The sequence below is a fragment of the Pseudomonas sp. 10C3 genome, from assembly GCF_036346185.1.
In the GTDB taxonomy this organism is placed as follows: Bacteria; Pseudomonadota; Gammaproteobacteria; order Pseudomonadales; family Pseudomonadaceae; genus Aquipseudomonas.
Genome location: NZ_JASJVE010000083.1, coordinates 1 through 378, shown reverse-complemented (window position 1 = coordinate 378; position 378 = coordinate 1). Strand labels below are relative to the sequence as shown.

General features: G+C 54.8%; 1 pseudogene. It reads left to right on the top strand.

The window, feature by feature from the left end:
- Nucleotides 1-378 (top strand): annotated as a pseudogene (locus QN399_RS26200) (hypothetical protein); the annotation flags it as partial.

Sequence of the window (378 nt, the reverse complement as noted above, 5' to 3'; positions counted from 1 at the left end):
TTGCCTACCGATATGCCGGCTCAGGACTATGGAAATGCGGTAGGTGAGGTGAGCGACGCCCACATGGATTTTGGGCTCGGATTGCCTGCTGTATTTGGTTGGCAGATGACGCTAGGAGGACCGTTTGCTTGCTTTTGCCTGACCGCGTTCGTTGGCCCTGCGACCTTCGGTTTAATGGACCTTGGACTGGGACGTAGCTTAGAAGAGGCTGGAGCAGTTGTTTTGGACTTTCTTCCTTCCGGCTTGCAAATAGGTGCTTGGGGCGGCGGCGCTGTTCTTCTGATGTTCCTTATAATCTCCCTCAACCACCTCGCAAAATACGAAACCCTCGTCCCTACCCGCTTCAACCGCCAACGCCGTGAAGTCTGTTTCGTCCCC